This is a genomic window from Comamonas terrigena NBRC 13299, assembly GCF_006740045.1.
GTDB classification, from domain to species: Bacteria; Pseudomonadota; Gammaproteobacteria; order Burkholderiales; family Burkholderiaceae_C; genus Comamonas; species Comamonas terrigena.
The window spans coordinates 1,679,861-1,701,408 of record NZ_AP019749.1 but is presented as its reverse complement, the minus strand read 5'-3'; the positions used below and the strand labels follow the sequence as shown (position 1 = coordinate 1,701,408).

The 21,548-nt window shown below is 65.8% G+C and carries 18 protein-coding genes, 1 tRNA gene and 1 riboswitch; of the genes, 10 read left to right on the top strand and 9 right to left on the bottom strand.

Annotated elements, in window-relative coordinates; genetic code table 11:
* Positions 1-352: 352 nt before the first annotated feature.
* Entirely contained in the window at positions 353-739 is a 387-nt protein-coding gene (locus tag CT3_RS07830; RefSeq protein WP_066535313.1) for a hypothetical protein, read from the top strand.
* A gap of 220 nt (positions 740-959) precedes the next feature.
* Here the strand turns inward: CT3_RS07830 and CT3_RS07825 are convergent, their stop codons facing one another.
* From CT3_RS07825 to CT3_RS07815, 3 genes are all read right to left on the bottom strand, one after another.
* Complete coding sequence (locus CT3_RS07825; protein ID WP_066535315.1) at positions 960-1,763, bottom strand: MetQ/NlpA family ABC transporter substrate-binding protein; 804 nt, start codon at positions 1,761-1,763, stop codon at positions 960-962.
* A gap of 237 nt (positions 1,764-2,000) precedes the next feature.
* Positions 2,001-2,321, bottom strand: a complete 321-nt coding sequence (locus tag CT3_RS07820) for a single-stranded DNA-binding protein (protein WP_066535317.1) — start codon at positions 2,319-2,321, stop codon at positions 2,001-2,003.
* 138 nt (positions 2,322-2,459) lie between these two features.
* Positions 2,460-2,536: transfer RNA gene (locus tag CT3_RS07815), tRNA-Pro, on the bottom strand.
* A gap of 569 nt (positions 2,537-3,105) precedes the next feature.
* Here CT3_RS07815 and CT3_RS07810 point away from each other — a divergent pair.
* From CT3_RS07810 to CT3_RS07800, 3 genes are all read left to right on the top strand, one after another.
* Positions 3,106-4,446 (top strand): purine-cytosine permease family protein, encoded by a 1,341-nt coding sequence (locus CT3_RS07810; protein WP_066535320.1) that lies wholly within the window; start codon positions 3,106-3,108, stop codon positions 4,444-4,446.
* 162 nt (positions 4,447-4,608) lie between these two features.
* On the top strand, positions 4,609-5,106 hold the full coding sequence (locus tag CT3_RS07805; RefSeq protein ID WP_370510799.1) for an SH3 domain-containing protein: 498 nt from the start codon (positions 4,609-4,611) through the stop codon (positions 5,104-5,106).
* A gap of 234 nt (positions 5,107-5,340) precedes the next feature.
* Positions 5,341-5,703 carry a hypothetical protein gene (locus tag CT3_RS07800; RefSeq protein WP_066535322.1) on the top strand — a complete coding sequence of 121 codons (363 nt, stop codon included), beginning with the start codon at positions 5,341-5,343 and terminating at the stop codon, positions 5,701-5,703.
* 176 nt (positions 5,704-5,879) lie between these two features.
* On the opposite strand, the gene rlmD is transcribed toward CT3_RS07800, so the two are convergent.
* Complete coding sequence (gene rlmD, locus CT3_RS07795; protein ID WP_098066364.1) at positions 5,880-7,334, bottom strand: 23S rRNA (uracil(1939)-C(5))-methyltransferase RlmD; 1,455 nt, start codon at positions 7,332-7,334, stop codon at positions 5,880-5,882.
* A 285-nt stretch (positions 7,335-7,619) separates the two neighbouring features.
* On the opposite strand from rlmD, the gene sigJ reads away from it, so the two are divergent.
* Together sigJ and CT3_RS07785 are read left to right on the top strand one after the other, a co-directional pair.
* Positions 7,620-8,567 (top strand): RNA polymerase sigma factor SigJ, encoded by a 948-nt coding sequence (sigJ, locus tag CT3_RS07790; protein ID WP_083520386.1) that lies wholly within the window; start codon positions 7,620-7,622, stop codon positions 8,565-8,567.
* Positions 8,568-8,664: 97 nt separating this feature from the next.
* Positions 8,665-9,150, top strand: a complete 486-nt coding sequence (locus CT3_RS07785; protein ID WP_066535329.1) for a carboxymuconolactone decarboxylase family protein — start codon at positions 8,665-8,667, stop codon at positions 9,148-9,150.
* Positions 9,151-9,290: 140 nt separating this feature from the next.
* On the opposite strand, the gene CT3_RS07780 is transcribed toward CT3_RS07785, so the two are convergent.
* A complete protein-coding gene (locus CT3_RS07780; RefSeq protein WP_280024289.1) occupies positions 9,291-9,809 on the bottom strand; it encodes an Lrp/AsnC ligand binding domain-containing protein in 519 nt (172 codons plus the stop codon).
* A 113-nt stretch (positions 9,810-9,922) separates the two neighbouring features.
* Here CT3_RS07780 and putA point away from each other — a divergent pair, with 113 nt between their 5' ends.
* Positions 9,923-13,648, top strand: a complete 3,726-nt coding sequence (gene putA / locus CT3_RS07775) for a trifunctional transcriptional regulator/proline dehydrogenase/L-glutamate gamma-semialdehyde dehydrogenase (RefSeq protein ID WP_066536163.1) — start codon at positions 9,923-9,925, stop codon at positions 13,646-13,648.
* A gap of 758 nt (positions 13,649-14,406) precedes the next feature.
* On the opposite strand, the gene CT3_RS21210 is transcribed toward putA, so the two are convergent.
* Positions 14,407-14,580 (bottom strand): hypothetical protein, encoded by a 174-nt coding sequence (locus tag CT3_RS21210; RefSeq protein WP_172591829.1) that lies wholly within the window; start codon positions 14,578-14,580, stop codon positions 14,407-14,409.
* 57 nt (positions 14,581-14,637) lie between these two features.
* Positions 14,638-15,669 carry a sulfate ABC transporter substrate-binding protein gene (locus CT3_RS07770; RefSeq protein WP_066535335.1) on the bottom strand — a complete coding sequence of 344 codons (1,032 nt, stop codon included), beginning with the start codon at positions 15,667-15,669 and terminating at the stop codon, positions 14,638-14,640.
* 141 nt (positions 15,670-15,810) lie between these two features.
* On the opposite strand from CT3_RS07770, the gene CT3_RS07765 reads away from it, so the two are divergent.
* The 3 genes from CT3_RS07765 (at position 15,811) to mnmC (ending at position 19,221) form a co-directional block, all read left to right on the top strand.
* On the top strand, positions 15,811-16,089 hold the full coding sequence (locus CT3_RS07765; RefSeq protein WP_066535337.1) for an oxidative damage protection protein: 279 nt from the start codon (positions 15,811-15,813) through the stop codon (positions 16,087-16,089).
* A 154-nt stretch (positions 16,090-16,243) separates the two neighbouring features.
* Positions 16,244-16,339, top strand: a riboswitch (glycine riboswitch).
* Between the two features lie 166 nt (positions 16,340-16,505).
* Positions 16,506-17,171 carry a trimeric intracellular cation channel family protein gene (locus CT3_RS07760; RefSeq protein ID WP_066535340.1) on the top strand — a complete coding sequence of 222 codons (666 nt, stop codon included), beginning with the start codon at positions 16,506-16,508 and terminating at the stop codon, positions 17,169-17,171.
* 82 nt (positions 17,172-17,253) lie between these two features.
* A complete protein-coding gene (mnmC, locus tag CT3_RS07755) occupies positions 17,254-19,221 on the top strand; it encodes a bifunctional tRNA (5-methylaminomethyl-2-thiouridine)(34)-methyltransferase MnmC2/FAD-dependent 5-carboxymethylaminomethyl-2-thiouridine(34) oxidoreductase MnmC1 (protein WP_066535345.1) in 1,968 nt (655 codons plus the stop codon).
* 123 nt (positions 19,222-19,344) lie between these two features.
* Here mnmC and rocF read toward each other — a convergent pair whose 3' ends face one another.
* Entirely contained in the window at positions 19,345-20,301 is a 957-nt protein-coding gene (gene rocF, locus CT3_RS07750) for an arginase (RefSeq protein WP_066536167.1), read from the bottom strand.
* A gap of 8 nt (positions 20,302-20,309) precedes the next feature.
* The gene (locus CT3_RS07745; protein WP_066535348.1) at positions 20,310-21,443 is read right to left on the bottom strand and encodes an ornithine cyclodeaminase; all 1,134 of its coding nucleotides are present in this window, start codon (positions 21,441-21,443) and stop codon (positions 20,310-20,312) included.
* Between the last annotated feature and the right edge of the window lie 105 nt (positions 21,444-21,548).

The following is a 21,548-nucleotide window of genomic DNA, read 5'->3' as shown; positions in this document are numbered from 1 at the left end:
GCCACCCCACGCACTTTTTGCGCGCAGAAATAGATCTTTGCGCACAAAAGAAGCCACAGAAGGCACAACCCTCACACATCAGAGATCCTGCACCCCATCTCCATGGGGTCACCGGCGCCGGCACGGCCACCCCACCCATCGCCGTTCGCGATGACACAAGCCACCACTTGGCATGCATCAAGGCGGCGCTTCCAGTCCTGTGGCAGGCTTTTTCCACAGACAAGCGCCATCTCACGCCACCTCAACCCATCCGCCGCACAAACCCCAGGCATTCAATCCAGTTCCAACTCGAATTACATTAGGTTGCGTGCCACGCCCGCGTTGCGCACCAGTTGCTTTTCCCGAGATCGCCATGCCGCAGTACATCGCCCACAAACCCCGCCGCGCCAGTGATGAGAACTGGGTACTGACCGCGGTCTCCATCAGCCTGGTGGCCGTGCTGTGCATGTTTGCGCTGGGCTATTTCCTCAGCAACCACTGGCGCCAGGAAGCGCAGGAACAGCGCCAGCAGCAGCAACAGTTCGATGCCTACCGCCGCGCCACAGCCCCCCCGGCGGCGGCCCGCCCCACCAGTCCGCCCCTGCCGGCCGACATGCAGAAAGCCCAGGAGGTGCGCGCCCGCCTGCTGGCCAATCCCAACGTGACTCCCGGCCCCGGCTTTGACCGCCCCGGCGTGCAGTCCACCGGTGCAGCCATCGTCGATGCCATCGACACCGCCCAGGAACGCAGCGCGCGCTGAACCCCTGAGCACACCGGCAGCGCCGGATACGAGCACCAAACTGTAGACACCGACCACCTGCACGCACGCACCCACACACTCACGCACGCACAGGCACGCTGCTGCGCGCAGACACAAAAAAGCTGCCCGGTATGCACCTGGCAGCTTTTTCATTCCTCGGCCGCAGACCGGCTGCGGACGGGGGGATTCGGCAGTGGAACGTCGAAGGCCTTGACCGCGATCAGAAGCCTGCAGCCACGGAGCCCTTGAACTCCTTGTCGATGAACTGGCGGATTTCATCCGAGTGGTAGGCCTTGACCAGCTTGGCCACCCAGGGCTGGGCCTTGTCGGCTTCACGCACCACGATGATGTTCACATAGGGATTGTCTGCGCGCTCCAGCGTGATGGCATCCTTCTTCGGGCTCATGCCGGCGGCGATGGCGAAGTTGGTGTTGATGGCCGAGGCATCCAGATCGTCCAGCGAACGCGCCAGCTGGGCCGCATCCAGTTCCACAAAGCGCAGCTTCTTGGGATTTTCCACCACGTCCAGCGGCGTGGCCTTCAGGCCGACGTTGGGCTTGAGCTTGATCAGGCCCTTGTCCTGCAGCAGCAGCAGCACGCGGCCGCCGTTGGTAGGATCGTTGGGAATGCCGAACTTGGCGCCGGACTTCAGGTCTTCCAGGCGCTTGACCTTCTTGGAATACAGGCCGATCGGGAAGTTGACCGTGGGTGCCACGCTCACCAGCTTGTAGCCACGGTCCTTGATCTGGGCATCCAGATATGGCTTGTGCTGGTAGCTGTTGGCATCCAGATCACCAGAGACCAGGGCCGCGTTGGGCTGCACGTAATCGCTGAACTCCACCACCTGCAGCTTCAGACCGTCGCGCTCGGCCACTTTCTTGACCTGCTCCATCAGCTGGGCATGGGGGCCGGCGGTGACGCCGATCTTGATCACTTTGTCTTGGGCCTGGGCCACCAGCGACAGGGTGGCGACAGCGGCCACGGCCAGGGCATTGCGGAAGAAATGGCGCTTGTTCACGGGTATCTCTCAGAGCTTGGGAAAAACCAGCAATGTACCCCGCTTCCAGGCCCGCAGCTCAGAATGCTTTTTCCGATGCATATCGATAAAAGGCATAAAGCGCCGGAACACCCCAGGCATCAGCACAGGCCGCTGCGGCTGCGCCAACCGCCTGCGGCCTGCCGGCGGCAGGCATGTGCTGCATGCCCTGCAAAAATGCCGGCGCTGGCATGGCGGGACCATGCCCGCCGCAGCGCAGAGCGCTCAGTTGTAGTCTTGGACCGCTTGCTTGACCGGCAGGGCCAGCACCCGGTAGGCCACCACGTCCAGCGCGGCGTGGTTCACACCCTGGCGGTCGGTCCACACCTTCGGGGTCATGGGGCCGGTCAGGCTCACGGCGTCGCCCTCTTCCAGTTCACGCAGCTGGTTGCACGGCACGGGATCGAACGCCACCACGTTCACAAACAGACTGCTGCCGTCATTGGCTGTGGCGCGCATGCGCGCCACCATGAACAGCTTGCCAAAACGGTCGGTGCGCTCTTCGGGCGTACCCGTCAGGCGACCTGCAATCAAACCTTCGATCATAAATATGCACTACCCGTCGGGTGTTGGCGTAGCGGTCGGCACGGGCCGGTTGCTGGCCATGTTGTCAATACAAAAAAATCAAGTCTCAGACGCCAAAAGGGCCAGCAACATTGTTGCTAGCCCTTTTGCTTTTATAAATGGTCGGAATGGCGGGATTCGAACTCGCGACCCCTTGCACCCCATGCAAGTGCGCTACCAGGCTGCGCTACATTCCGACAGAAACTAGATTGTACGCTACAAAAATGAGTGCTAAAAACAAAATCAGCAACTTTTTTTGAAGCCGCTTTTGAAGTCTTTTCCTGGTGTCCCAGGGCACAAGGGACTGGGTGAAACACTTCAGAAGCGAAGCCGTGATTGTAGCCAAGTTTTCCGACCCGAATCGGTTCGCGCTGCAATTGCGCGCTGTTTTTTGCGTTCATGCGCTTGCGCGGCCTGTTCTCGCACTCCCCGCCCTTGCCAGGCCCATCCTCCCCAGGCCTGCCCCTGCGGCGCCTGTTGCCATATATATGGGCGGCGCGGGTGCTCCCGTACAATCGCCGCCGCAGTCTTGGCGGACTGCAACCGCTAGGGGTGTCCGTGCCGCAGGGCATGGGCTGAGATCACACCCTTTGAACCTGTTTCGCGCACCACCGGTCCGAGAGGATCGATGGTGCGCATCGAGATCATCCTCGCGCAGGGAAGCCGAACCATCTCGGTGCCAGCCAGCCGCCAGGGACTCCCCTGCGCAGCCCGCCCGCGCACCACGCTGGCCACGCGCCCTGCTTCGTATCGATACGGAGCATCCATGTCTTCTTCTCCCTCTTCCAACGCTGCCGGGCACAGTCCGGCGCACAACCAGGCACTCACGCAGGTGGCCGCCAGCGAACGGGTATTCGCCACCCACGACCACGCCTCCCTGTGGTTCAGCCTGGGGGTGGGCCTGCTGGTGATGCAGGTGGGCGCCTATCTGGTGCCGGCCCTGGGCCTGCGCGAAGCCCTGTGGACCATTGTGCTGGGCTCCATCGTCGGCGCCGGCCTGCTGGCCTGGGTCGCCAAGATCGGCTGCGATACCGGCCTGGGCAGTGCGGCGCTGATGCACCATGTCTATGGCAGCCACTTTGCCAAGCTGCCGATCGCGCTGAACCTGGTCCAGCTGATGGGCTGGGGCACGTTCGAGCTGGTGGTGATGCGCGACGCCACGCTGGCCATCAGCGGCCAGTCCGGCCTGGGCTGGATGCTGGGCGCCACGGCCCTGTGGGGTGCGGTGGTGGCGCTGATGATCAGCGGCTCCATGATCCAGCTGGTGCGCAAACTGATTGCACGCATCGCACTGCCCCTGGTCGTGCTCTCGCTGCTGTGGCTGAGCTGGCATTTTGCCGAGCGCGCCAGCGCCATCGGCTGGGACAGCCTGTGGCAACGCCGGGGCGAAGGCGGCATGTCCTGGCTGTCGGCCATGGACCTGGTGATTGCCATGCCCATCTCCTGGCTGCCACTGGTGGCCGACTACGCCCGCCATGGCAAAAGCGGCGGCAGCGCGCTGCGCGGCACCTGGCTGGGCTTTGCCGTGGCCAACTGCTGGTGCTATGGCCTGGGCGTGCTGGTGGCGCTGACCCTGCCGTCGCAGGACTTGCTCACCGCCTTGCTGCTGGCCCAGGGCGGCCTGATTGCGCTGACACTGATCCTGATCGACGAGGTGGACAACGCCTATGGCGACACCTATTCCGGCAGCCTGGCGCTGCACAGCCTGCTGCCGGCCTGGAGCGTGCGCCGCTGGGGTCTGCTGCTCATCGCCCTGTGCACCGCCCTGGCCCTGGTGCTGCCCATGCACAGCATCGAGCCGTTCCTGCTGACGCTCAGCTCCATCTTTGTGCCCATGTTCGGCGTCATTCTCGGGCGCCTGGCGTTCCAGTCTGCCGCCGACCGCGCCCAGGCCGCCGCCCACTGGATGGCCGGCGCCCGCCCGCTGCACCCGGTGTCGATCGGACTGTGGCTGGCCGGCATTGCCTGCTACCACGCCATTGCCCACTGGCTGCCACAGACCGGTGCAGCCCTGCCCACGCTGGCGCTGTGCTTTGTACTGGCCTGGACCACACGCGCAACAACTTCCATAGCAGGCTCCACCCCCGCAGAGCGCCACAGCGCCTGAATTTCCGGGAACTTTCGGCGCAGCGCGGCACTCCAGCCAGAGATGCACCCCGGCAGGCATGGCCCCGGCGGGTGCAGCATCCATCCACAGCGCGGCGCCCGATTGGCTGGCTTGAGGGCAGACAGCGGCACCGCGCACCACCCGCACAGGAGTCTTTGCCGCGTGTTCACCGCCGCCCTACACCGCGTTCACCGTTCCATCCGTTCATCACTTCCCCACGCCCTGCTGGTGGCTGCCACCCTGGCCGCCAGCTGGACCGCCCTGCCCAGTGCCGCCCGGGCACCGGAGTTTGTCAGCGTCAAGGGCAACAGCGCCAATGTGCGCGCCCAACCCCAGGCGCGCGCCCAGGTCCAATGGGAGCTGTCCAAGGGCTACCCGCTGCAGGTCACTGCGCGCCAGGGCAACTGGCTGAAAGTGCGGGACTACGAATCCGCCCTGGGCTGGGTCTACCGCCCCAACACCAGCACGCAGGCCCACCATGTGGTCAAGGCCCGTACCGCCAATCTGCGCAACGGCCCGGGCGCCAACCACCGCGTGATCGGCAAGCTGGAACAGCATGAAGTGGTGCGCACGCTGGAAAAGCGTGCCGGCTGGGCCAAGGTGCGCAGCCCCAGCGGCACCCAGGGCTGGGTGGCACGCAGCCTGCTGTGGGGCTGGTAAATCGGTCTGCTGCGGCAGGCTGTTGAACGCAGCCTGCCCTGCCGCCCCGCCTGAGCGCCACCCGCCAGGGCCTGCACCCGGATCAAGATCCCCAGGCCAGCTTGGCCGGTGGCTCTTTTTTTGACCGCTGTGTCAGCTGGCTCCATCGCCGTCAGGCCACCTGCTGATGCGCCATCTCTGCAGCATGTAAAAAGCACTCAATATTCCGGTGCAGCTGCCGATAATGGGGACAAGATGCCCCAAATCCACCACTCCTTTCGCCCGACCCTGCTGGCAATGTGCGCGTTCAGCGCGCTGCTGGCCGGTTGCAATGAAATCCCCGGCCTCGGCCCGGATCCGCGCACCGTCGCCAAGGAAAGCGAAGCCCGCGCCATTGGCGGTGCATGCCGCCACGCCATGCGCGGACTGGAAGACTGCTACGCCCTGAACCCCAAGTCCCCCAAGGGTCTGGTGTTTGAAGGCTGGAAGGACATGGACAGCTACATGCGCGAATTCAAGATCGAAGGCACACCCTCGGTCTTCACGCAGAAACCCGTGCAACGCCGCAACCGCTCGGACAACGACGGCGTCGAAACCGAAAGCCGCGACCGCAGCTGAAGCCCGCGGACGCTGGCGGCCACCTTCCGCCGTGCGGCCTGCCGGGATCCTGTCGGCGTCACCCATGGCCTGCCGCACGGCCGCAGACGCAAAAAAGCCCCGTTACCGGGGCTTTTTTTGTGGCTGGCGCTGTCCTGTGCCGGGGAACACGATCCGGCCCCCGCCCGGTCTCAAGCTCAAGCGCGCTCGAACACCGCCATCGATTCCACGTGGGCCGTGTGCGGGAACATGTTCACCACGCCCGCCGTCACGCAGCGGTAACCCGCCTGATGCACCAGCAGGCCGGCATCGCGCGCCAGCGTGGCGGGGCTGCAGCTCACATACACGATGCGCTCGGGGAACGTCCAGTTCTCATGGCCTTCGGGCAGCGGCGGCAGCAGATCGGGCTGCTCCTCGGTGGCCACACCGGTCTGCTTGGCTCCAATGCGGATCTGGTGGATGTCGGCCAGCGCCTTGGCCAGCGCAAACGCACCTTCGCGGGGAGGATCCACCAGCCATTTGTCGGCATTGCCGTCGGCCATCAGGATGGCGGGCGTCATATTGAACAGGTTGCGGGCCACGAACGTGGTGGGCGCCAGCTTGTCGCCGTCGGCGCGGGCCGCATTGTTGGCCGCCAGGTTTTCGTGCGAGCGCTGCACCAGCGCGTCCGAGCCTTCAATGCCCAGCACCTCGCCCGCCATCGTCGCCAGCGGCAATGTGAAGTTGCCCAGACCGCAGAACCAGTCAATCACGCGATCGGTCTTCTGCGCCGCCAGCAGGCGCAGCGAACGCGTCACCAGCACGCGGTTGATGTGCGGATTCACCTGGGTGAAGTCGGTTGGCTTGAACGGCATGGTGATGCCGAAGTCCGGCAGGGAATACGCCAGCTGGGTACCGCCCTGCTCCATCAGGTGCACGGTGTCCGGCCCCTTGGGCTGCAGCCACCACTGCACGTCGTACTGCGTGCCGAAGTCACGCAAACGCTGCAGGTCGGCGTCGCTCAAGGGCTCCAGGTGGCGCAGCACCAGGGCCGTCACGTCGTCGCCGCAGGCTACTTCGATCTGCGGGCAGGTCTCGCGCGCATCCAGGCTGGCAATCAGTGCCCGCATGGGCATCAGCATGGCATCCACATGGGGCGGCAGCACCTTGCAGGTTTCCATGTCGGCAATATAGCGGCTCTTGCGCTCATGGAAGCCCACCAGCACCTTGCCCTTCTTGATCACATAGCGCACCGACAGGCGGGCGCGGTAGCGGTAGCCCCAGGTCGGGCCTTCGATGGGGCGCAACAGGGTTTCAGGCTTCACCTTGCCCAGGTGCCACAGATTGTCTTCCAGCACGCGCTGCTTGACGGCCACCTGGGCTGCGACATGCATGTGCTGCATCTTGCAGCCGCCGCAGGCACCTTCGTGCAGGCCGGCGTTGGGGCAGCCGGGCTTCACCCGCTGCGCGGATTCGCGGTGGATCTCGCGCAGGCTGGCGGCTTCCCAGTTGTTCTTCTTGCGGTGCACATTGGCCGTGACCAGCTCGGTCGGCAGGGCGCCGTCAATGAACACCACCTTGCCGTCGGGCTTGCGGGCCACACCCTTGGCCTCCATGTCCATGGACACCACCTCCAGCCAGCCCTCGGGCAGGTTGGGGTCGGCGGCGGGCATGGCGGCGTACTCGGTATCGGGGGAAATCTTGTCGTTCTGGTCACTCATGGTGGCGCGATTGTCTCATGTGGTACCTATTCGCCTGCCCCTGCGACGGCTTCTGGGAAAGAGGGACAGGACAAGAGCCTGCACCAGCCGGTCGGCATTCCGCCTGCTGACCCCGCAGGGCCATGCGCCAGCTGTTCCCGGCCGCCGGAGCCACAGCGCGGCCGTTCATGTCACACCCATGAAGGCTATGTCGTCATACTGGTGCGCCCGCTTGGGGCGAGCCGAGAGACCGCACCCGTGATCCAGAAAAATCCCTACTCTCCCGACGAACGCGCACGCCGCTATGACGCCGAACATGCACGCAGGCTGCGGGCGCTGGCCTATCGCATGCTGGGCTCGCGCGCGGAGGCAGAAGACATCGTGCAGGACACCTGGCTGCGCTGGGTCGAGGTGGACGAGAGCGGGATCGACAATCCGGGCGCCTACCTGTCACGCCTGACCACCAATCTGTGCCTCGACAAGCTGGGGTCGGCAGCGGTGCGGCGCGAACAGTACATAGGCATCTGGCTGCCCGAGCCGCTGCTCGAGGACGACCTGCTGTTTGGCTGGGCCCCCAGTCCCGAGCGGCAGACGGAATTTGCCCAGGACGTCTCGGTGGCCTTCATGCTGGCGCTGGAGCGCCTGTCACCGCTGGAGCGTGCAGCCTTCCTGCTGCACGACGTGTTCGATTTGGAGTACGAAGAGATCGGCCGCCATCTCGACCGCGGCACCGACGCCTGCCGCCAGCTGGTCAGCCGGGCACGCCGGCACATCAAGGCGGGCTACGCACGCTGCGAAGTTGCCGACGAGGAGCGCCAGCGCCTGGCCGCAGCCTTTGCCCAGGCCATACGCACCCGGGACATCCACGCATTGGCGCAGGTGCTGGCAAGCGACGCGGTGATGGTGGCCGATGGCGGCGGCAAGGTCAGCGCAATCACCAGGCCGCTGTGCGGCAGCGTCGGCATTGCCAAGGCCCTGATCGGCTGGGCGAAGCTGGAGCACAACCGTGGCTGGCGCATTGTGCCGACCGTGGTCAATGGTCTGCCTGGCTGCCTGATCGTGGACGATCACAACCATGGCGCACCGGTGCAGACCATCACTCTCACCCCTGCCACCGGGGCAGAAAGCCGCATCGGCGCACTCTACATACAGCGCAACCCGGACAAGCTGGCCGGGATCGTGCAGAAGCAGGCGGTGCAGGATTAGAAAAATCCGGTGCGCATGTCACAAAGCACCCGGCCCTGTCGTCTTGTTCATGTCCCGCGCTTGCTGCAAGCCCGGTACGCCAACCTGTACCAAGGAAATGACCATGACTGCACATTCGCCACGCCTCGACTACATGCAAACCTCGCCCGACCTGTTCAGGAAATATCTCGCGTTCGGCATGGCCGGCAAGCTGGACCAGAGCCTCGCCCTGCTGGTGGACATTCGTGCTTCGCAACTGAACGGATGTGCCTTCTGCCTCGACATGCACGTCAAGCAGGCCAGGCTCCACGGTGAGCGCGAGCTGCGCCTGCACCACCTCACCATCTGGCGGGAGTCCACGCTGTTCACGCCGCAAGAGCGCATGGCCCTGGCCTGGACCGAAGCGCTGACGAGAATCCAGGGCGAAGGGGTCCCGGACGAACTCTATGCCGCCGCCCGCGAGCACTTCGAGGACACCGAGCTCTCCGAGCTCACCTTCCGCGTGGTGGCCATCAACGGCTGGAACCGCCTCAATGTGGCCTTTCGCAACCTGCCGGGCTCGAAGGACCAGATGTTCGGGCTGGACAAAGCCGGACTGCACTGAAACGGATCACCCGCCGATCCATTCCAACCTCGGGCAGGGAGACTGCCGGTGCCTTCGCGGCCTTCGTCGCTCGACGGCGGCCTGAAGAGCCCGCACAAGCCATGGTGCGACGGGCCGGACAGGTCGGGGCCTGCCGCTGCTCAGCGCATCGGCAGCCGTGCCTCGTCCTTGACCTCTTCCATCACCGCATAGGTGCGCGTCTCGCGAACGCCGGGCAGTTGCCACAGCACGCGGCCTGCGAACGCGCGGTAGGCGTGCATGTCGGCCATGCGGGTCTTGAGCAGATAGTCAAAGCCGCCGGCCACCATATGGCATTCCATCACCTCGGGATGCACCTGCACGGCGGCTTTGAATTCATCGAACACATTGGGCGTGGTGCGGTCCAGCAGCACTTCCACAAACACCAGCATGCCGACCCCCAGCTTCTGGGGGTTCAGCCGGGCTTCGTAGCCCAGGATGAACTTTTCGCGCGTCAGGCGCTGCACGCGGGCCAGCACGGCGGTGGGCGACAGGGCCACGCGTTCGGCCAATTTCAGGTTGGAGATGCGGCCATCGTCCTGCAGGATGGCAAGAATGCGCCGGTCGATGCGGTCCAGGCCGCTGTCCTGCTGCAGGCCTTCATCGGCATCGCTTGGTGAATTGTTCGTTGCGTCTGTCATTTTTCAGAATTTTATTCGTCACATTTTCGGAAATCATCGCGCAATTCATTAACCATCCAGTTCTCTGGGAGCCTTCCATGTCCAGCCCCCTGCCTGCCGGCGCTGTTTCTGCCATGACTACCGTCGATGCGGTTCGCCATTTTGCGACCGGTCCGGCCCCCGCCACGCCTTTGCGTGCCGCCATCACCGCCGCCTGCCGCATTCCCGAGCCCCAGGCGGTGGCCCCGCTGCTGGAGCAGGCCCGTCTGCCCGCTGCCACCGCCCAGGCGGTGCAGGACATGGCACTGCAACTGGCCCAGCAGCTGCGCGCACGCAAGGCCGGCAGCGGCAAAAGCGGGCTGGTGCAGGGCTTGCTGCAGGAATTCTCGCTCTCCAGCCAGGAAGGCATTGCACTGATGTGCCTGGCCGAAGCGCTGCTGCGCATTCCCGACAGCGCCACCCGCGATGCCCTGATCCGCGACAAGATCCGCGACGGCGACTGGCAAAGCCACCTGGGCAAAAGCCCCTCGCTGTTCGTCAATGCCGCGGCCTGGGGCCTGCTGCTGACGGGCAAGCTGGTGGCCACGCACAGCGAAGGCAGCCTGGGCACGGCACTGGCCAAGCTCACCTCCAAGGGCGGCGAACCCCTGGTACGCAAAGGCGTGGACATGGCCATGCGCATGATGGGCGAGCAGTTTGTGACCGGCGAGACCATTGGCGAGGCACTGAACAACGCCCGCCGCCTGGAAGCGCAGGGCTTTCGCTATTCCTATGACATGCTGGGCGAAGCCGCACTGACCGAGGACGATGCAGCGCGCTATATGCAGTCCTACGTGGATGCCATACACGCCATCGGCAAGGCATCGGCCGGGCGCGGCATCTATGAAGGGCCGGGCATCTCCATCAAGCTCAGCGCCCTGCATCCGCGCTACAGCCGCGCACAGTACGCCCGTGTGATGACCGAGCTGCTGCCACGCGTGCTGCAGCTGGCCGAACTGGCCCGGCAGTACGACATCGGCATGAACATCGATGCGGAAGAGGCCGACCGTCTGGAGATTTCCCTCGACCTGCTGGAGGCCCTGTGCCTGGCCCCATCGCTGGCGGGCTGGAACGGCCTGGGCTTTGTCATTCAGGCCTACCAGAAGCGCTGCCCGTTCGTGATCGACCATGTGGTCGATCTGGCACGCCGCACCGGCCACCGGCTGATGGTCCGCCTGGTCAAGGGCGCCTACTGGGACAGCGAGATCAAGCGCGCCCAGATCGACGGCCTGACCGACTACCCGGTCTACACCCGCAAGGTGCACACCGACGTGTCCTACCTGGCATGCGCACGCAAGCTGCTGGCAGCACCGGACGCGGTCTACCCCCAGTTCGCCACCCACAACGCGCAGACCCTGGCCAGCATCTACCAGATGGCCGAACCCGCCAGCTACCAGCGCGGCCAGTATGAATTCCAGTGCCTGCACGGCATGGGCGAATCACTGTACGAACAGGTGGTGGGCCCGCTGGGCCGCCCCTGCCGCATCTACGCCCCGGTTGGCACACACGAAACGCTGCTGGCCTACCTGGTGCGCCGCCTGCTGGAAAACGGCGCGAACAGCTCGTTCGTGCACCGCATTGCCGACCCCCTGCTGTCCCTGCACGAACTGGCGGTTTCCCCCGTCACCGTCGTGGACCAGTCCACCATCCACGAAGGCAGCGTGGGCGCACACCACCCGCGCATTCCCCTGCCCGGCCAGCTCTACGGCCCGCAACGCGCCAATTCGCAAGGCCTGGATCTGAGCAGCGACACCGTGCTGCCCGAGCTGCAAGCCGCCATGGAGCAGGCACTGGGCGCCAGCTGGCATGCCCAGCCGCTGCTGGCCCTGCCTGCCGACACAGCGCCGTCCGCCCCCCTGCCCGTGGCCGTGCGCAACCCCGCCGACCACGGCGACCCGCTGGGGACAGTGCGCGATGCCACGCTGGCGGAAGTGGAGCAGGCACTGCAGTCCGCCCATGCCGGCGCCGCCGACTGGGCACGCACGTCCACCACCGAGCGTGCCCGCCTGCTGCAGGCCTGCGCCGACGCCTATGAGGCACAGCTGCCCCAGTTCATCGCCCTGCTGCAGCGCGAGGCCGGCAAGACCTCGGCCAATGCCGTGGCCGAAGTGCGCGAGGCCGTGGACTTTCTGCGCTACTACGCCGCCCAGGTCCAGCGTGACTTCTCCAACGCCACCCACATTCCGCTGGGCCCGGTGGTGTGCATCAGCCCCTGGAACTTTCCGCTGGCCATCTTCACTGGCCAGATTGCCGCGGCCCTGGCCGCTGGCAACACCGTGCTGGCCAAGCCGGCCGAACAGACCCCGCTGGTCGCCCACCTGGCCACGCAGCTGATGCTGCAATCCGGCATCCCTGCACCGGCACTGCAACTGCTGCCCGGCGCGGGCGACACCGTGGGCGCCACCCTGGTGGCCGATGCCCGCGTGCAAGGTGTGCTGTTCACCGGCTCCACCGAGGTGGCGCGCCTGCTGCAGCGCAGCGTGGCCCAGCGCCTGCGCCCGGACGGCCAACCGGTGGTGCTGATTGCCGAAACCGGCGGCCAGAACGCCATGATCGTGGACTCTTCCGCGCTGGTCGAACAGGTGGTGGGCGATGTGCTGAGCAGCGCGTTTGACAGTGCCGGCCAGCGCTGCTCGGCCCTGCGCGTGCTGTGCGTGCAGGAAGACGCCGCGCCCCGCGTGCTGGAAATGCTGCGCGGCGCCATGCAGGAGCTGGCCAGCGGCAACCCCGCCGCCCTGTCCACCGATGTGGGGCCGGTGATCGACGCCGAAGCGCAAGCCGGCATCCGCCAGCATATTGCCGCCATGCAGGCCAAGGGCCACCGCACCACGCAGGCACCGCTGTCTCCGGCGGTGGATGGCAACGGTACGTTCGTGGCACCTACGCTGATCGAGATTGACGCCATCAGTGAGCTGCAGCGCGAAGTCTTCGGCCCCGTGCTGCATGTGCTGCGCTACCGCCGTGACCGGCTGCCCCAGTTGCTGGACCAGATCACCGCCACCGGCTATGGCCTGACCCAGGGCCTGCACACCCGCATCGACGAAACCGTGGAGGCGGTGCTGGCGCGCGCCCACGCCGGCAATCTGTATGTGAACCGCAATATGGTGGGGGCCGTGGTGGGCGTGCAGCCCTTTGGAGGCGAAGGCCTGTCGGGCACGGGCCCCAAGGCCGGTGGCCCGCTGTACCTTCTGCGCCTGCTGGCCCGCCATCCCGGCCGGCTGCGCCCCCTGCTGGAGCGCGCCTGCAGCCCGGCTATCGACAGCGTCCAGCAACCCGAAGCCCTGCATGCCCTGTCCCGCTGGTCGGCATTGCAGCCGGCACTGGAAGCCGTGCACGCCTATGGTCAGGAACTGCCCGCCCAGTCCCCTGCAGGCCTGCGCTATGCCCTGCCCGGCCCCACCGGTGAACGCAACACCTACCAGTTGCTGCCGCGTGCCCAGGTGCTGTGCCAGGCGGACAGCGACATCGCCTTGCTGCGCCAGCTGGCCGCGGTGCTGGCCGTGGGCAGCCAGGCGCTGTGGAGCAGCCAGCATGCGCTGCTGCACAGCCGCCTGCCGGAAGCCGTGCAAACCCGCGTGCAACTGGTGGACGACGGCGCCCTGGCCCAGACCGAAGTGGATGTGGTCTTGCACCAAGGCAGCGCCGCCAGCCTGCAAAGCCTGCTGCAGGCTCTGGCCCAGCGCAGCGGACCGCTGGTGGGCTGCTGCCACCTGGCCGACGCCACGGCGCCGGTACCGCTGGAACGCCTGCTGCTGGAGCGTGCCGTCAGTGTGAACACCGCCGCCGCTGGCGGCAATGCCAGCCTGATGACCATGGCGTAACCGGCATCCCCTGCCCTTCGCGCCCTGGCGCCTTCCAAGGTGTCAAGCGCGGGGGTCAGGCCGCCTCAACGGCCAGGAGCAGCCCCGGCGCCACGGGGCTGCTCCTGGGTGTGCACAGGCACGGCCAACCCGGGCCGCGCCGATAATGCGCCGACGGTTTCACACCCCGGCATTGGCGCAGTGCATATTGCACACCGCGCTCACGCCAAACTGACGGCTTGCTTAACTCGGTACGGTTTGTTGCTTTTCATCAGAGATTTTTCATTCCCCTGACATATAGAAATCCTATGGGAAGAAATCGGTTAATATTCAGGCTCCAAATCGCAGTGTGCAATATTCATGGGATTCCGAGAGGGGGGAGAGTCCGATTGGTAGACCGTGCAGGCCCTGCGGTTTGGAACCTATGCGAGAACAAGCTTGGATGGCCATCACCAAGCTTATTCAAAGCGAGTTCAACTTCAATCAGTTTCTTTTTTAAAAGCCTGCAGTTTGCGCTGCAGGCTTTATTTTTTGGCACGCCGTTTTCACGCATCTGCCGCGCTCCGGTTCGTATTTTTTCGTTTACAGAACTGTGCAGTGCAAGGTGTTTCCAGCCCTCACGCTTTCTGCGCCACCAAACTCTGCTGCAGTGCAATAGAAGGCGCACACAAAATGCCTGTGCAACCGCCTGTCTGCAGGTCCCATGCAAAAAAGCCTTGCCTTCCTTTCGGAAGAACAAGGCATCAACCCCTACGAACGCGATGTGGGAGCGGGCAGGCTCAACCTGCCTGCCAGCAGGGCCGTGCCACTGATGCCGCCTGCTGTGCCATGGCCCGCACCCCCCATTGCCGGGCGGTGACCAGCAGGAGCTGGCGCACCTGCTCCTGGGGTGCCTTGCCGCGCGGGGCGAGATTGCTTTTCAAATAAGGCTGGTAGGCAGGCTGTGCTTGCATGGCATGCTCCTTGGTTGAGTGCAGCGGGGTGACGTGCGCCACCCCGCCGCGTGGTGCTTACTTCTTGGTGTAGATCTGATCGAAGCTGCCGCCATCCACAAAGTGCTTGCCGGCATTGGCCCAGCCGCCAAAGGCCTGGTCGATGGTGAACAGATCCAGCTTGGGGAACTGGGCTGCGTATTTGGCCCGCGCCTTTTCCGAGGTGGGACGGTAGTAGTTCTTGCCGGCGATGTCCTGGCCTTCGTCCGAGTACAGGTACTTCAGGTACTCCTCGGCCACGGCGCGGGTGCCCTTCTTGTCGGCGTTCTTGTCCACCACGGAGACGGTGGGTTCGGCCACGATGCTGACGGAAGGCACCACGATCTGGAACTTCTCGGCACCAAACTCCTTGAGTACCAGGAAGGCTTCGTTTTCCCAGGCCAGCAGCACATCGCCCACATTGCGCTGGGCAAAGGTGATGGTGGAGCCGCGCGCGCCGGTGTCCAGCACGGGCACATTGCCGTAGACCTTCTTCACATAGTCCTTGGCGCCGGCTTCGCCGCCGAACTTGCGCTTGCCGTATTCCCAGGCAGCCAGGTAGTTCCACTGGGCGCCAGCCGATGTCTTGGGGTTGGGGGTGATCACCGACACGCCGGGCTTGATCAGGTCATCCCAGTCCTTGATGCCCTTGGGGTTCCCCTTCTTGACCAGGAAGATGATGGTCGAGGTGTAAGGTGCCGAGTTGTGCGGCAGGCGCTTTTGCCAGTCGGCCGCCACCAGACCGCCGTGCTTGACCAGGGCATCCACGTCCGGAGCCAGACCCAGGGTCACCACGTCGGCATCCAGGCCGTCGATCACCGAGCGGGCCTGCTTGCCCGAGCCGCCATGCGACTGCTTGATCGTCACATCCTGACCGGCCTTGGCCTTCCAGTACTTGGCGAAGGCCTGATTGTATTGCACATACAGCTCGCGCGTCGGGTCGTAGGAGACATTCAGCAGCGTCACCTGCTGCTGGGCCAGTGCGGGGAGAGCCGGCAGAGCGCCGAGGGTCAAGCCGGTCAAAAGGCTGGCAAGCAGGGGAAACTTGATAAAGTGGCGGCGATTTGTCATTGAGGGTCTCGGTGATTCTGGTTGCGTTGTCAAACGGCTTCTCGCTCCGTTGCTGTGCATTCTGGAATGCCACCCTCAAAACTGAAACCAATAAGATTTCAGTTTGTTATTACCAAAACATCCGTAGACAGGATTTCCCCTATGGCACGTACCGTTCACTGCATCAAGCTCGGCCAAGACGCTGAAGGCCTGGACTTTCCGCCCTACCCCGGCGAGCTGGGCAAGCGCATTTTCGAAAGCGTGAGCAAGCAAGCCTGGGCCGACTGGCTCAAGCACCAGACCATGCTGGTCAACGAAAACCGCCTGAACCTGGCCGATGCCCGCGCCCGCCAGTACCTGGCCCGCCAGATGGAAAACCATTTCTTCGGCGCTGGCGCCGATGCCGCAGCCGGCTTTGTGCCGCCCCCCAGCGCGCAGTAATTGCAGCGTGCCCAACGCAGTGCGGTGGGCACTGCGTGAAGACCCGCCCCAGCGCTTCAGGCCCTGGGGCTTTCTTTTGCCCGCAGCCTGCAAGCCGCTTCCCCCGCACCAACGCCCCTGCAGCCTCTGCGCTGCACAAAAGCGCCTAGAATCGCCGCTTTCTGCGGGAGAGCGAGGCAGCTGCACAGCCGGCCTCCGCCGAAGGCGCAAACTCCCATAATCGCTCAGGCCGACGTACCGCAGCAAAGATTCGCCAACTGGAGAGCAGCCCGTGCCACCCGGCCCGGCTCACCGAAGGGGCAAGTGCCGCAGCACCGGGCTGCGCGCACGCAACTCTCAGGTACAAAGGACAGCGGGAGAGGCGCACCAGGCCATGGACAGCATCCATGCCTGGTTTTTTCACGTATGGGTCCGCCATGCTTCCATCTGTTTCCCTGCTGGAATCGTTCCAGCTGTCCAATCTCACCGTCATGCTGGTGATCTACCTGATCGCCATCACGGCCGAAGCCATGTCCGGCGCACTGGCGGCAGGCCGCCGCAACATGGACATCTTTGGTGTGGTCGTGATCGCCTTCGTCACCGCACTGGGCGGCGGCACCATCCGCGACATGGTGCTGGGCCACTACCCCATTGGCTGGACGCAGCACCCCGAATATGTGTACCTGGTGATTTCCGCCGGCCTGCTGACCACGGTGGTGGCACGCTACATGATCCACCTCAAGCAGGTGTTCCTGCTGCTGGACGCCATGGGCCTGATCGCCTTCTCGCTGATCGGCTGCAATGTGGCGCTGGAGCTGGGCTACCCCGGCGTGGTGGTGGTGATGGCCGGTATGATCACCGGCATCAGCGGCGGCATTCTGCGCGACGTGCTGTGCAACCAGGTGCCGGTGGTCTTCCGCCGCGAGCTGTATGCCAGCGTGTCCCTGGCCGTCTGCCTGCTGTTCCTGGGCCTGCGCGCGCTGGATGTCGGCCCCAACATCAGCACCCTGGTGTGCTTTGCGGGCGGGCTGCTGTTCCGGCTGGCCGCCATCCGCTTTCACTGGCGGCTGCCCACGTTTTCCTACCAGCAACGCTGGGACTGAGCGGATCCCTGTGGCGCGGCGTACCGCCGCTGCGGCGTCGGCCCGGGTGCCCCCTAGTCTTACTCCTCTGAACCCTGCCCCCATGTCCGAACCGATTGCCTGGCTGCCCGATGGCACTCCTTACAGCCCCCGTTTTGAGGACCGCTACCACAGCGAACTCGGGGGACTGAACCAGGCGCGCCAGGTGTTTCTGGCAGGCTGTGGCCTGCCTGCGGCTTGGGCCGACCAGGCACAGTGGCGCGTGCTGGAGACCGGCTTTGGCATGGGCCTGAACTTTCTGGTGACCTGGGCGGCCTGGAAGGCCGATCCGCAGCGCCCGCGCATGCTGCATTTCACCTCGGTCGAGGCCTACCCGGTCAGCGCCGCCGACCTGCTGCGCGCTGCCCCCACCGATCCCCTGCTGCGCCCGCTGGCCGAACAGCTGGCCGCGCGCTTTCATGGTCTGCTGCCCGGTGTGCACCGCCTGGGCTTTGAAGACGGCCGCGTGCAGCTGACGCTGTGGATTGGCGATGCCCAGGCCATGCTGCGCCAGCAGACCACGGTGGCCGACAGCATCTACCTGGACGGTTTCAGCCCCAGCGCCAACCCCGGCATCTGGGATGCCCACACCCTGAAAGCCCTGGCCCGCCACTGCCGGCGCGGCACGCAACTGGCCACCTGGACCATTGCGCGCGCGGTGCGCGACCAGCTGGCGCAATGCGGCTTTGAAGTGCGCAAGGTGCCTGGCGTGCCCCCCAAGCGCGACAACCTGCAGGCCTGCTTCAACCCGGCCTGGGAACCGCGCGTGCGCGCCCAGACGGGTCCATCCCCGGTGGCCCAAGCCGGCACGGCCCTGGTGGTGGGTGCCGGCCTGGCCGGCAGTGCCGCCGCCCACAGCCTGGCGCTGCGTGGCTGGCAGGTGCAGGTGCTGGTAGCCGGTGACGGCCCGGCGGACGGCGCCTCCGGCCTGCCTGCCGGCCTGTTCTGCCCGCATGTATCGCCCGATGACAGTGTGCTCTCGCGCCTGTCACGCAACGGGGTGCGCCAGACGCTGCAGCGCCTGCGCGACCTGTGCCAGGAAGGCACGGACTGGGGCCACAGCGGCGTGCTGGAGCATTGCACCGATGGCGGCACCGGCCTTCCGGCCAGTTGGGCCGGCGGCCCGGGGGACGATTGGAGCCACAGCGCCAGCGCCACCCAGCTGTCCCGGGCCGGCCTCCCACCGGACACCGTGGCCTGCTGGCACCAGCAAGCCGGCTGGGTGCGCCCGGCCCAGCTGGTGCAGGCCCAGTTGCATCACCCGCAGATCCGTGTGCAGGCGCATGCCGTGGTGGCCCGCCTGCAGCGCAGCGCAGATGGCCGCTGGCAGGCGCTGGACGCAGACGACCGCATCCTGGCCGAGGCCGACCTGGCGGTACTGGCCTGCGGCCCCGCCACGGCTGACTTGCTGCCGCACCGGCAACCGTGGCCGCTGCAACCCATCCGCGGGCAGATCAGCTGGGGGCTGCACACCGCAGACAACGCCAGCGCCCTGCCGCCCTTCCCGGTCAACGGCAATGGCAATCTGGTCACCCATATTCCACAGCCGCAAGACCCGCAGCATGGTGAAATCTGGGTCATGGGCTCCACCTTCGAGCGCGATGTGACCGCCATGCCCATCTCCGCAGCCGACCAGGCGGCCGCCCACGCGGTGAACCACGGCAAGCTGTCCACACTGCTGCCCGCCAGCGGCGCAGCCATGGCCCCCTGGTTTGACCCGCAAGATGCCCGCTGCAGCCCGACCTGGGGCCGGGTGCGGGTGGCCAGCCACGACCGGCTGCCGATCGTGGGGCCGGTGGGGCCGGCGGCAACTGCGCACGCGGTGGGCTCTGCAGCCCCGGGGGCTGGCTCAGACGACACCGGGGAGAACCTGGCAGGCCTGTGGGCCCTCACCGCCCTGGGCGCGCGCGGGCTGACGCTGTCCATCCTCTGCGGCGAGCTGCTGGCCGCGCGCCTGCACGGTGAACCACTGCCGCTGGACGCCAAGCTGGCGCTGCACCTGGGAACGGAACGGCTGCAGCGGCGCGGCTGAGCAGCACAGATGCAAGGACGCCGCTACGGCGTCCTGCGGCAGCGCACCGGGAATGCCGGAACGCAGATGGTGAGACGGGATGGGGCGACGGAGCGGAACCACGTCAGCCCGGGCTGCTTCGCACTAGCGCACCAGCGTGCTCTTGCCGAACAGGCTTTCCACCAGATCCACCACCAGCTCGGCCGTCTGGTTGCGGATGTCCAGAGCCGGGTTCAACTCCACAATGTCCAGCGATGCCAGGCGGCCGGTGTCGGCAATCATTTCCATGCACAGCTGGGCTTCGCGGTAGTTCGGCCCGCCGCGCACGGTGGTGCCGGTGCCGGGAGCGATATCGGGGTCCAGAAAGTCCACATCAAAGCTCAGGTGCAGGTGCACATCGTCGCCTTCAGGCCCTTCCAGCCCGGCCAGGGCCTGCTGCATCACGGCACGCATGCCTTGCTCGTCAATGGCACGCATATCGAACACTTCCAGACCCAGGCGCTGGATCATGCGTTTTTCCACCTCGTCCACGCTGCGCAGGCCGATCTGGCAGATGTCTGGCCCCTGCAGCGCGGGCGTGAAGCCGGCCATGCCGGCCAGCGGAGCCGGACCGTGACCGCACAGGCTGGCCACGGGCATGCCGTGCAGATTGCCGGTAGGGCTGATGTCGGGCAGGTTGCAGTCGGCATGGGCATCCAGCCACAGCACGCGCAGGCGCTTGCCCGCCATACGGCAGTAGCGCGCCACGGCGCTGATGGAACCGGTGGCCAGCGTGTGGTCGCCGCCCAGCATGATGGGCATGCGCCCAGCCTGCAGCTGCGCCAGCACGGTGTCGTGCGTGGCCTGGTTCCAGGCCTGGCATTCGGCATAGTTGCGCAGGCCTTGCGCATCGCGTGCACCGCGCGGATTGGGCGGGCCGGCCAGGTTGCCGATGTCCTGCACATCCACGCCAAAATGCGCCAAGGCCGGGCCCAGCTGGGCCACGCGCAGGGCATCCGGCCCCATGGCAGCACCCAGGCGCCCCGCGCCCACGTCCGTGGGCACACCGATCAGCGTCACGGCCTGGTGCACCTGCACGGCCAACTCGTCTTTCTGAAGCATTTCCATCCTCACGCCACTTTGTGCCAGGCCGCGCGCTCCACGGAGGGCAGCGTTGCCTGGTGCATATCCTCACCCTGGTGCAGCAGGGCAAACAAATCCTTGGGATCTGCCAGCGTGGGCACCAGCTCGATGCGCGACAGCAGCCCCGCCTCCCGGCCCAGCGCCTGCATGGTGCGCAGGGCGGAATAATCTTCCAGCGCAAAGCCCACGGAATCAAACAGGGTGATCTGGGCATCCGACACCCGGCCGGGCGCCGCGCCGCTCAGCACCCGCCAGAACTCGGTCACGGCAAAGTCGGCCGGCATCTGCTGCAGCTCACCCTCCAGCCGGGTCTGGGGTTCATATTCGACAAAGACGCTGCTGCGTGCCAGCACCTCGGCATCCAGCTCGGTCTTGCCGGGGCAGTCCCCGCCCACGGCGTTGATGTGCATGCCCGGCGCCAGTGCGCTGGCGTCCAGCACCACGGCATTGCGCTTGTCGGCGGTGACGGTGGTGACCACATCGGCGCCCTGCACGGCCGCATGCACGCTGTCCACCATCTGCACCTCGACCCCATACAGGGCCGCAAACGGTGCCAGGTTGCGCTGCAGCTTGGCGCTGGCGGCACGGTCCACATCGAACAGCCGCAGTTCACGCACCCCCAATTGATCGATAAACGCCAAGGCCTGGAATTCGCTTTGGGCGCCGTTGCCGATCAATGCCATGCGGTGGCTGCCAGGCCGGGCCAGCGTGCGCGCTACCATGACCGAGGTGGCGGCGGTGCGCAAGGCCGTGGTCAGCGTCAGTTCGCTGACAAAGCGCGGCATGCCGGTGGCCACATCGGCCAGCGCGCCAAAAGCCATCACCGTGGGCAGGCCGTGCTGGGTGTTGACGGGGTGGCCGTTGACGTATTTGAAGGCGTAATCGTGCGCATCGGCCACGGGCATGAGTTCGATCACACCCTGCGCGGAATGGGCTGCCGTGCGTGCGGTCTTGTCAAAGTCGTTCCAGCGGCCGAAGTCGGCCTCCAGCGCTTGGGTGATGCGGCGCACGCATTCGACCACGCCGACGCGCGCCACCAGGCGCGCGGCATCGGTGGCGCTCAGGAAGTCGGTGTGTACCTGGGCGCTCGGCAGGCGGTGTACAGCGGTCAGTGCAGTCATGAAAATTGCCTCCGGCAAAGCAGCACCCAGGGTGCGCGGAAGAGATGGCATGAGCGTGACACAGGCCAGCGGCAATTCATATCGCCAAAAACTGTTCAAAATCGG